Source organism: Achromobacter sp. DMS1 (assembly GCF_001270295.1).
The window spans coordinates 1-10,501 of the sequence record NZ_LHSJ01000140.1; the positions used below are offsets into that span (position 1 = coordinate 1).

Consider the following 10,501-nt stretch of genomic DNA (forward strand, 5'->3'; position numbering starts at 1 on the left):
GGGTTCCACCACGACGCCTTCGGCCAGTGCGGCTGCGCCAGCTCGACGGCGTCCAGCCAGGCGGGGCCCTGCACCCAGCAGGACGACGAGCCGGTGATCGGCGTGACCCGGAAATCGGGCAAGTGCTCGGCCAGCGCGCGCGCCAGTTCGGCGCCACGCTGCTGGTAGGCCTGCGACTGCGCGTGCAGCAGCGCATGGTGATGGCCGAGCGAAATGAACAGCGAAAACGCGCGCTGGATATAGGCCGACGGATGCCGCAGCATGAGGCGGCGCAGCGCGCGCAGCTCGCTGGTGAGTTCGCGGGGGGCCACGATGTAGCCGATGCGCAGGCCGGGCGCGAACGACTTGGCCAGGCTGCCCACGTAGATGACGCGGCCTTCGCGGTCCAGGCTCTTCAAGGCGGGAATCGCGCCTTCGCCCCAGCGGCTCTCGCTTTCGAAGTCGTCTTCGATGATGAGGCTGTCGGTCTGGCCGGCCAGGGTCAGCAGATCCTGGCGGCGCTGGGCCGACAGGGTGACGGTGGTCGGGCACTGGTGGCCCGGCGTGACGAAGATGTAGTCGCAGCCCAGCAGATGGGTGCCGGTGCACAGGCCCTCGCCATCCACCGGCAAGGGCAGGAGGTGCCGCGTGCGGCTGGCGAAGATGTTGCGCGCATCGGGATAGCCCGGGTCTTCCATGCCGACCACGGTGTCTTCGTTGATGAGGAGGTCGGCCAGCAGGTAGAGCGCGTGCTGCGCACCCACGGTCACGACGATTTCCTCGGCGTCGGCCCACACGCCGCGGCGCGGCAGCACCTGGGTGCGTATCTGCTCGATCAGGGCGGCGTCGTCGTGGGTGATGAGATCGGGCGCCCAGCTCCGTATGTCCAGCACCGACAGCGCCTTGATGCAGCATTCGCGCCATTCGGCGGTGGGAAAGAGATCGGGGTCGTATTGCCCGTAGACGAAAGGGTAGGGCTGCTTCTGCCAGTCTCGCGGCTTGCTGATGTTGCGCTGCCGCGAAGGGCGCAGCCGCAGCCGCTCTTCCCAGCGCACGGGCGCGCAGGTCTCGGCGTCCGGCGCACAGCAGGCGGCTTCCAGGGACGCGCCGGAATGGCCCTGCATCACCGTTTCGCTCACGAAATGGCCGCTGCGCTCGCGCGAAACCAGGTAGCCTTCGCTGACCAGTTGCTGGTAGGCGAACACCACGGTGTTGCGGGCGATGCGCAGCTGGTCCGCCAGGTAGCGGCTGGACGGCACGGGCGCGCCGGGAGGCAGGTGTCCGCTGAGTATGGCCGACACCAGCCTTCATCACGCCAGGCTATCGCTACCGCGTCATCGACGCCCTGGTCACCAACTTCCACCTGCCCCAGTCGACCCTGCTGATGCTGGTGTCGGCGCTGGCCGGCATCGAGCCGATCCGCCGCGCCTACGCCCACGCCGTGGCCCAGCGCTACCGCTTCTTCAGCTACGGCGACGCCATGTTCATCGAATCCCCCGCCTCCGCCCCCGCCCCATGACCGGACTGAATTTCGAACTGCTCGCCACCGACGGCGGCGCCCGCCGCGGCCGCATCACGCTGAACCATGGCGTGGTGGAAACGCCCATCTTCATGCCCGTGGGCACCTACGGCAGCGTCAAGGCCATGCTGCCGCACGAACTGAAGGAGATCGGCGCGCAGATCGTGCTGGGCAACACCTTCCACCTGTGGCTGCGTCCCGGCACGCGGATCATGGAAAAGCACGGCGGCCTGCACGGCTTCATGCAATGGGACAAGCCCATACTCACGGATTCGGGCGGGTTCCAGGTCTTCAGCCTGCAGGGCATGCGCAAGATCACCGAAGAAGGCGTGAAGTTCGCCTCGCCCATCGACGGCGCCCGGCTCTTTCTCACGCCCGAGGAATCCATGCGCATCCAGCGCTCGCTGAACTCCGACATCGTGATGGTGTTCGACGAGTGCACGCCCTATGAAATCGACGCCGGCCGGCCACGCTGGAAGAGGCGGCGCGCTCCATGCGCATGTCGCTGCGCTGGGCGCGCCGCTCGCGCGAGGAATTCGACCGCCTGGAAAATCCCAACGCGCTTTTCGGCATCGTCCAGGGCGGCATGTACGAGTCGCTGCGCGACGAATCGCTGGCCGGGCTCAAAGATATCGGCTTTCACGGCTACGCCATCGGCGGGCTGTCGGTAGGCGAGCCCAAGGAAGACATGCAGCGCATCCTGGCCCACGTGGCCCCGCGCCTGCCGGAACGCGCCCCGCGCTACCTCATGGGCGTGGGCACGCCGGAAGACCTGGTCGAGGGCGTGAGCCGGGGCGTGGACATGTTCGACTGCGTCATGCCCACCCGCAACGCGCGCAATGGCTGGCTCTTCACCCGCTACGGCGACATCAAGATCCGCAACGCCAAGTACCGCGACGACACCCGCCCCCTGGACCCGGCCTGCGCCTGCCACACCTGCCGGCATTTCTCGCGCGCCTACCTGCATCACCTGCAGCGCGCCAACGAAATCACCGCGCCCGGCTCAATACGCTGCACAACCTGCACTTCTACCTGACCCTCATGCAGGAAATGCGCGAGGCCATCGCCGCCGGCCGCTTCCAGGCCTGGCGCGAGCAATTCGCCGCCGAACCGCGCGCGCGGGGTCGAATAGGCGGACGCCCGCGAGGGCGGCCCCCGCATGGGCGGCCCCCGCAAGGGCGGCCCGTCGGCCCGCGCCTCTCCCCTCGCCGAGAACCTCGCTACAATAGTCGGCTTGCCCTATCCATGGCTCGCGCGGGGATGGGCACGTAGACCGCAAGAGAAAACACCACGCGGCATCAATCCCCAACACAGACTTACAACGCAGGAGAGAATTTCATGTCCGCTATCGATACCGCCAGCCTCGTCGTGGCTCAGGCTGCCGCCCCCGAAGGCGGCGCGCTGATGGGCATGCTGCCCATCATTCTGATGTTCGTGATCCTCTACTTCCTGATGATCCGTCCCCAGATGAAGCGCCAGAAGGAGCATCGCAACCTGCTGGCCGCCCTGGCCAAGGGCGACGAAGTCGTCACCGCCGGCGGCCTGCTGGGCAAGGTCACGAAGGTCAGCGACAGCTACGTGACCGTCGAGGTTTCGGAGCTGGCCGACAAGCCGGTCGAAGTCATCATGCAGAAGTCGTCGGTGTCGACGGTGCTGCCCAAGGGAACCATCAAGGCCCTGTAAGCGTCCCACGGAGCCGCGGGCGCCACATCGCCCCGCCCCGTGCGTCGCCCATGCGTCGCCGATGCGCCGCCCTTACTCCGCCCGCCGCCATCGTCCCATGCCGGACCGGCCACGGGCGGTTCCCTCTCAATCTGACATGAAGTAGCCGGCAATGAACCGCTATCCTCTCTGGAAGTACATTACGGTCCTGGTTGCGGTCGTTATCGGCCTGCTGTATACGCTTCCGAATTTCTACGGCGAATCGCCCGCCGTGCAGGTTTCCAGCGCGAAGGCCACCATCAAGGTCGAGCCCTCGATGCTGCCGCAGGTCGAACAGATTCTGGCCGACGCCAAGATTCCCGCCGACAGCGTGTACTACGAGCAGAACGGCACGCTGGGCACCCTACGCGCGCGCTTTCCGTCCACCGACGTCCAGCTCCAGGCGCGCGACCTGCTGGACAAGTCCCTGAACACGGTGCCGGGCGACCCGCACTACACCGTGGCGCTCAACCTGCTGCCCGCCTCGCCCACCTGGATGCGCGCGCTGGGCTGGTTCGAGCCCAAGCCCATGTATCTGGGCCTGGACCTGCGCGGCGGCGTGCACTTCCTGCTGCAGGTGGACATGCAGGGCGCCCTGACCGCCCGCTACGACTCGCTGGCCGCCGACGTGCGCACCGTGCTGCGCGACCAGAAGGTCAACGTGGCCGGCGTGGAGCGCTCGGGCCTGAGCGTGGCCGCCGCCTTCGCCAGCGCCGACGACCGCGACCGCGCCGTCGCCACGCTGCGCACCCGGCTGCCCGACCTCGAATTCACCGACCGCGAAGAAAACGGCAAGCCCATGCTGATCGGCGCGCTGAGCCCCGCGGCCATCACCCGCGTGCAGGACTCCGCCCTCAAGCAGAACATCAGCACGCTGCACAACCGCATCAACGAGCTGGGCGTGGCCGAACCCGTCATCCAGCAGCAGGGCTCGGACCGCATCGTGGTGCAGCTGCCCGGCGTGCAGGACGTGGCCAAGGCCAAGGAACTGCTGGGCCGCACCGCCACGCTCGAGATCCGCATGGTGGACGATTCGCCGGCCGCCCAGGCCGCGCTGCTGGGCGGCACCGTGCCCTTCGGACTCGAGCGCTACACCGACCGCGACGGCCGTCCGCTGCTGGTGCGCCGCCAGGTGCTGCTCACCGGCGAGAACCTCCAGGACGCCCAGCCCGGCCGCGACACGCAGACCCAGCAGCCCGCCGTGCACCTCACGCTGGACGCCAAGGGCGCGCGCATCTTCCGCGACGTCACCCGCGACAACGTCGGCAAGCGCATGGCCATCCTGCTGTTCGAGAACGGCAAGGGCGAAGTGGTCACGGCGCCCGTGATCCGCAGCGAAATCGCCGGCGGCCAGGTGCAGATCTCCGGCAGCATGACCGCCGAGGAAGCCGCCGACACGGCGCTGCTGCTGCGCGCCGGCGCGCTGGCCGCGCCCATGTCCATCATCGAGGAACGCACCATCGGCCCGAGCCTGGGCGCGGACAACATCGCCAAGGGCTTCGACTCCACGCTGTACGGCTTCCTGGCCATCGCGGTGTTCATCATCCTGTACTACCACCTGTTCGGGGTGTTCTCGACCATCGGCCTCACCTTCAACGTGCTGCTGCTGCTGGCGCTGCTGTCCATGCTGCAGGCCACGCTGACGCTGCCGGGCATCGCGGCCATCGCGCTGACGCTGGGCATGGCCATCGACTCCAACGTGCTCATCAACGAGCGCATCCGCGAGGAACTGCGCGCCGGCGCCACGCCGCAGCAGGCCATCCACCACGGTTTCGAGCGCGCCTGGGGCACGATCTTCGACTCCAACCTGACCACGCTGATCGTGGGCCTGGCGCTGCTGGCCTTCGGTTCGGGTCCGATCCGCGGTTTCGCGGTGGTCCACTGCCTGGGCATCCTGACCTCGATGTTCTCGTCCGTCGTGGGCGTGCGCGCGCTGGCCAACCTCTGGTACGGCCGCAAGAAGAAGCTCGCCTCGATCTCCATCGGCGAAGTCTGGAAACCCAAGGCGAACTGAACCGCAGGGGCGGCCGGAGCCCGGTTCCCGGCCGCCCGCACTGAATAAAAGCGAAGGCGAAACATGGAATTTTTCCGTATTCACCGCACCATCCCGTTCATGCGCCACGCGCTGGTGCTGAACATCATCAGCCTCGTGACCTTCGTCGCGGCGGTGTTCTTCATCGTCACGCGCGGCTTCCACCTGTCGATCGAATTCACCGGCGGCACGGTCATGGAAGTGAGCTACGCCCACACCGCCCAGCTCGAGACGGTGCGCGGCACGGTGTCTCGGCTCGGCTATTCCGACTTCCAGGTGCAGAACTTCGGCACCTCCCGCGACGTCATGATCCGCCTGCCGCTGGCCGAGGGCCAGACCTCGGCCACGCAGAGCGAAACCGTGATGAACGCGCTGAAGGCCGCCGACTCCACCGTGGAGCTGCGGCGCGTGGAGTTCGTCGGCCCGCAGGTCGGCCAGGAACTGCTGCACAACGGCCTGATGGCCCTGCTGGTGGTGGTGATCGGCATCATGGTCTACCTGGGCTTCCGCTTCGAATGGAAGTTCGCCGTGGCGGGCGTCATCGCCAACCTGCACGACGTGGTCATCATCCTGGGCTTCTTCGCCTTCTTCCAGTGGGAGTTCTCGCTGTCGGTGCTGGCCGGCGTGCTTGCCGTGCTGGGCTACTCCGTGAATGAATCCGTGGTCATCATGGACCGGATCCGCGAGAACTTCCGCAAGTACCGCAAGGCCGACGTGCAGGAAGTCATCAACAGCGCCATCACCCAGACCATCTCGCGCACCATCATCACGCACGGCTCCACGCAGATGATGGTGCTGTCCATGCTGTTCTTCGGCGGCCCCACGCTGCACTACTTCGCCATGGCGCTCACCATCGGCATCTGGTTCGGCATCTATTCCTCGGTGTTCGTCGCCGCCGCGCTGGCCATGTGGATGGGCGTCAAGCGCGAAGACCTGGTCAAGCCCGCCAAGAAGGAAACCGAGGGCGAAGTGGCCTGACCCGGCCGCCTTCCTCCTCTTTCCGACCAAGCCGCGGCCCCGTCCGCGGCTTTGTTTTGCGCGCCGCCGGCCGCTTTGGCTACCATAGGCGCATCATGGCACTCGCGATCGATCATCTCGTCGTGGCCGCGCCCGACCTCGAAAGCGGCGCGGCCCACGTCGCCCGGACGCTGGGCGTCGCGCCCGCCGCCGGCGGCGCCCGGCCCGACCGCGCCCCGGCAGCGCAACGCCAGGTCTTCCAGGAACACCGTCCACGGGTCGCGGACCGGCCTGCGGCCCAGCAGAAAAGCGCGCCGCGATGGCTGCATGACTACAATCCCCTTTTCGCTTCAAACGCTTCGAGATTCAAATGCCCCGCCTTGCCCATCGCACCCATGATTTCCTGACATTCCAGGTTGTAGAACTCTTCAAGCAGGCGCAGGCGCTGCAGACGGCGGGCAAGGACATCATCAGCCTGGGCATCGGCGAACCGGACTTTACCGCGCCGCCCCAGGTCGTGGAAGCGCTCGAACGCGCCGCCGCCGCGGGCCTGAGCGGCTACAGCCCCCCGGCCGGCCTGACCGCCGCTGCGCGAAGCCATTGCCGCGTTCTACCATGAGCAGTTCGGCGCCCGCATCGACCCGGCCCGCGTCATCGTGACGGCGGGCGCGTCGGGCGCGCTCACCCTGGCCTGCGCCGCCCTGGTCAACACCGGCGGCGAAGTGCTGATGCCCGACCCCTCCTATCCGGCCAACAGCAATTTCGTGCTGGCCGCGGGCGGCGTGCCCAGGCTGATTCCCAGCACGGCGGAAAAGCGCTTCCAGCTCAGCGCGCACGACGTGGCCGAGCACTGGACGTCCGCCACCCAGGGCGTGCTGGTCGCCTCGCCGAGCAACCCCACCGGCACCTCCATCGACCACGGCGAACTGGCCGAACTGCTGGCGCAGGTGCGCGCGCGCGAGGGTTTCGCCATCGTGGACGAAATCTACCTGGGCCTGTCGTACGAAGGGCAGCCGCGCTCGGCGCTGACGCTGGACGACGACATCATCGTCATCAACAGCTTCTCCAAGTATTTCCACATGACGGGCTGGCGCCTGGGCTGGATGATCGTGCCCGAAGACATGATCGCCCCGGTGGAGAAAATCGCCGCCAGCCTGGCGATCTGCGCGCCGACCCTGGCCCAGCATGCCGCGCTGGCGTGCTTCGCCCCCGATGCGCTGCGCACGTTCGAGCACCGCCGCGAAGCGTTCAAGCAGCGCCGCGACTACCTCTTGCCGGAATTCGAGCGCCTGGGCCTGCGCGTGCCGGTCAAGCCGGACGGGGCCTTCTATATTTATGCGGACATCGGCGGCCTGGGCACGGACAGCGCCGCCTTCTCGCAACGCCTGCTGCTCGAAGCCGGCGTGGCCGCGGTGCCGGGCCTGGATTTCGGCCCCGCGCACGGCCGCCACACCATGCGCTTTTCCTATGCGACCGGCCTGGACCGCCTCGAAGAGGCGGTGGCCCGCATGGGAAGACTGCTGCAGCGGTAAGCGGGGGAAGGCGGGCGGGAACCCGCCCGGGCCCGGCGCGTCAGTCGCGCGCCAGGGCGATGCCCGAGGCCAGGGCCAGGCGGCGGCGCTCGGCCTGCACCTTGGCGCCGTAGCCGTTGTCGTTGGGGCCGGTGGCCCCCACGTAGCAGGCCAGGCCGCCATCGACCGAACCGCGCCGGCTGATGCAGTCTTTCAGGATGGTCGCGCCCACGCGGATGTTGGCGCTGGGGTCCAGCGGGTTCTTGCCCAGGTCGTCGAACTTGTCCTGGTGCACGCTGGTCATGACCTGCATCAGGCCCTGGGCCCCCACATGGCTTTCGGCCAGCGGGTTGTAGCGCGACTCGATGGCGATCACCGCCAGCAGCAGCAGCGGGTCGAGCTGTTTTTCGCGCCCGACCTTGTACACGGTGTTCAGCAATGGGCCGGTGGCGTCATAGGCCACCTTGTACTTGCGCGAAATATAGTTGCGCAGGGCTTCGGTCTGCGCGCCGCTGGCCGCCGAGGCGGTTTTCTTGGGCGCGGGCACGGCCACGCGCGCCGGCCCCAGAATGCCGGTGGCATTGCTGGCGGGCGCTTCGGGCACGGCCATCGCGATGGCCGACGAGCTGTCGAAACCGGGCTCGACGCCCATGTCGGCATCGGAACCCAGGGAAGAAGGCGCTAGGGCGGTCAACAAGGCTTTGTGCACCTGCAATGCCTGGTCGCGCAAACCGGGCAAGGCGAACCCCATGCTCACCGTGACAATTACCGCGATACCCAGGTATACCGAGCAGATGCGCAGGAATTCGGCAAGATAGTGGTGCACTCCTTGGGCCATGCCTCGGAACAGGCGGGCCACTGACGCATCGGGCATGGAAACCTCCTGCGTAAAAAAGAGGGAGTCAATGTTAACCTCTCTTCCTCCCCAAAATGTAACCAAATCGCCGGGATCTGTAGTGAAATACCGCGACCTTAGAGACTTCATCGCCCAACTCGAACAGCGCGGCGAGCTCAAGCGCATCGCCGCGCCCGTATCCACGCGGCTCGAAATGACCGAGATTTCGGATCGCGTGCTGCGCGCCGGCGGCCCCGCCCTGCTGTTCGAGCACGCCACGCACGACGTGCCGCCGCGCGGAGATGCCGGTGCTGGCCAACCTGTTCGGCACGCCCGCGCGCGTGGCGCGCGGCATGGGCGCCGACGAGGTGGGTGCGCTGCGCGACATCGGCGTGCTGCTGGCCTCGCTGCGCGAGCCCGAGGCTCCCCGGGGGTCTGCGCGACGCGCTGGCCAAAGTATCCATGCTGAAGTCCGCGCTCTGGGACATGAGCCCCAAGACCGTCAAGAACCCCGCCTGCCAGGAAATCGTCTGGGAAGGCCAGGACGTGGACCTCGCGCGCCTGCCCATCCAGATGTGCTGGCCGGGCGACGTGGCGCCGCTGCTCACCTGGGGGCTGGTGATCACGCGCGGCCCCAACGCCCGCCGCCAGAACCTGGGCATCTACCGCCAGCAGCTGCTGGGCCGCAACAAGCTCATCATGCGCTGGCTGTCGCACCGCGGCGGCGCGCTCGATTTCCGTGACCACGCGCTGCGCACCCCGGCACGCCCTTCCCCATCGCGGTGGCGCTGGGCGCGATCCGGCCACCACGCTGGGCGCGGTCACGCCGGTGCCCGACAGCCTGTCCGAATACCAGTTCGCCGGCCTGCTGCGCGGCTCGCGCACCGAAGTGGCGCAGGCGCAGGGGCAGCAAGCTCTCGGTGCCGCCTGGGCGAGACTCGTGCTTGAAGGCCATCTGCTGCCCGCCGGCGACCCGCGCGCCGTCGCGCCGACGGTGCCCGAGGGTGTGAGCCCGCCGCCGGACACCGGCTACGAGATGGCGCTCGAAGGCCCCTATGGCGACCACACCGGCTACTACAACGAGCAGGACTGGTTCCCGGTGTTTACGGTCGACCGCATCACCATGCGGCGCAACCCCATTTACCACTCCACCTATACGGGCAAGCCGCCCGACGAGCCCGCCGTGCTGGGCGTGGCGCTCAACGAGGTGTTCGTGCCGCTGCTGCGCCGCCAGCTTCCGGAAATCGTGGACTTCTACCTGCCGCCGGAAGGCTGCAGCTACCGCCTGGCGGTGGTGTCGATCCGCAAACAGTACGCGGGTCACGCCAAGCGCGTGATGTTCGGGCTGTGGAGCATTCTGCGGCAGTTCATGTACACGAAGTTCATCGTGGTGGTGGACGAGGACGTGAACGTGCGCGACTGGAAGGAAGTCGTCTGGGCCATGACCACCCGCATGGACCCGGTGCGCGACACCCTGCTGGTGGAGAACACGCCCATCGACTACCTGGACTTCGCCTCGCCGGTCTCGGGACTGGGCGGCAAGATGGGCCTGGACGCCACCAACAAATGGCCGGGCGAGACCCAGCGCGAATGGGGCACGCCCATCGCCATGGACGCCGGCGTGCGCAAGCGGGTGGACGAGATGTGGGGGCGGCTGGGGCTGTAGACGCGCGGGCCGCATGGGCAGGCGGACGCATGCGCGGCCCGCCCGCGCTCAGGCGTCCTGCAGTTCCGTTTCCATGCGGCGCGGACGCTTCTTGCGGAGGTTGCCGGCGCCCTGGCGCGGCGTTGCCCCGGCGGGCAGATAGGGCAGCACGTCTTCGCGGCGCAGCGCCGCCGCATCCGAGCCGTCGCGCGACGACGCGGCCAGCGGCCGGGCGCACAACAGAAACACCTCGCCCAGCGCGAAGCGTTGGTAGCCGCGCACCGTCACGCCCGCCGCGCCCCGGACCTCGTCCGGCGCCAGT

At 68.0% G+C, this 10,501-nt stretch carries 6 protein-coding genes and 5 pseudogenes; 8 read left to right on the top strand and 3 right to left on the bottom strand.

All coding sequences use genetic code 11. The features are described from left to right. Positions 1 to 1,283: pseudogene (locus AD428_RS16140) on the bottom strand (PLP-dependent aminotransferase family protein); the annotation flags it as partial. Here AD428_RS16140 and AD428_RS25215 point away from each other — a divergent pair. From AD428_RS25215 to AD428_RS16165, 7 genes and pseudogenes are all read left to right on the top strand, one after another. Beyond that, positions 1,277 to 1,498, top strand: a pseudogene (locus AD428_RS25215) (S-adenosylmethionine:tRNA ribosyltransferase-isomerase); the annotation flags it as partial. The pseudogenes AD428_RS16140 and AD428_RS25215 sit on opposite strands and share 7 nt — an antisense overlap. Beyond that, positions 1,495 to 2,623: pseudogene (gene tgt / locus AD428_RS16145) on the top strand (tRNA guanosine(34) transglycosylase Tgt); the annotation flags it as partial. The pseudogenes AD428_RS25215 and tgt, both read left to right, overlap by 4 nt. 213 nt (positions 2,624 to 2,836) lie before the next feature. Further along, positions 2,837 to 3,181, top strand: coding sequence for a preprotein translocase subunit YajC (gene yajC / locus AD428_RS16150; protein ID WP_053245866.1), 345 nt, complete (start codon positions 2,837 to 2,839; stop codon positions 3,179 to 3,181). A 151-nt stretch (positions 3,182 to 3,332) separates the two neighbouring features. Next, positions 3,333 to 5,213 (top strand): protein translocase subunit SecD, encoded by a 1,881-nt coding sequence (gene secD / locus AD428_RS16155; RefSeq protein ID WP_053245867.1) that lies wholly within the window; start codon positions 3,333 to 3,335, stop codon positions 5,211 to 5,213. Positions 5,214 to 5,276: 63 nt separating this feature from the next. Next, positions 5,277 to 6,209, top strand: a complete 933-nt coding sequence (gene secF, locus AD428_RS16160; protein ID WP_053245868.1) for a protein translocase subunit SecF — start codon at positions 5,277 to 5,279, stop codon at positions 6,207 to 6,209. A 95-nt stretch (positions 6,210 to 6,304) separates the two neighbouring features. After that, on the top strand, positions 6,305 to 6,595 hold the full coding sequence (locus AD428_RS29580; RefSeq protein ID WP_152968121.1) for a VOC family protein: 291 nt from the start codon (positions 6,305 to 6,307) through the stop codon (positions 6,593 to 6,595). Next, positions 6,559 to 7,720 (top strand): annotated as a pseudogene (locus tag AD428_RS16165) (pyridoxal phosphate-dependent aminotransferase). Before AD428_RS29580 ends, AD428_RS16165 begins: the two are co-directional and overlap by 37 nt. Before the next feature lie 40 nt (positions 7,721 to 7,760). Here AD428_RS16165 and AD428_RS16170 read toward each other — a convergent pair. Continuing rightward, positions 7,761 to 8,573 (bottom strand): lytic transglycosylase domain-containing protein, encoded by an 813-nt coding sequence (locus AD428_RS16170; RefSeq protein ID WP_053245869.1) that lies wholly within the window; start codon positions 8,571 to 8,573, stop codon positions 7,761 to 7,763. An 82-nt stretch (positions 8,574 to 8,655) separates the two neighbouring features. On the opposite strand from AD428_RS16170, the pseudogene ubiD reads away from it, so the two are divergent. After that, positions 8,656 to 10,200, top strand: a pseudogene (gene ubiD, locus AD428_RS16175) (4-hydroxy-3-polyprenylbenzoate decarboxylase). A 48-nt stretch (positions 10,201 to 10,248) separates the two neighbouring features. Here the strand turns inward: ubiD and AD428_RS26815 are convergent. Next, positions 10,249 to 10,501 (bottom strand): hypothetical protein (locus AD428_RS26815; protein WP_160318590.1); only part of this gene is annotated, 253 nt, incomplete at its 5' end.

What these genes read in the sequence shown, in the direction of transcription:
- yajC (WP_053245866.1), top strand. Translation starts at nt 2,837, where the DNA reads ATGTCCGCTATCGATACCGCCAGCCTCGTCGTGGCTCAGGCTGCCGCC.
- secF (WP_053245868.1), top strand. Translation starts at nt 5,277, where the DNA reads ATGGAATTTTTCCGTATTCACCGCACCATCCCGTTCATGCGCCACGCG.
- AD428_RS16170 (WP_053245869.1), bottom strand. Translation starts at nt 8,573, where the DNA reads ATGCCCGATGCGTCAGTGGCCCGCCTGTTCCGAGGCATGGCCCAAGGA.
- AD428_RS29580 (WP_152968121.1), top strand. Translation starts at nt 6,305, where the DNA reads ATGGCACTCGCGATCGATCATCTCGTCGTGGCCGCGCCCGACCTCGAA.
- secD (WP_053245867.1), top strand. Translation starts at nt 3,333, where the DNA reads ATGAACCGCTATCCTCTCTGGAAGTACATTACGGTCCTGGTTGCGGTC.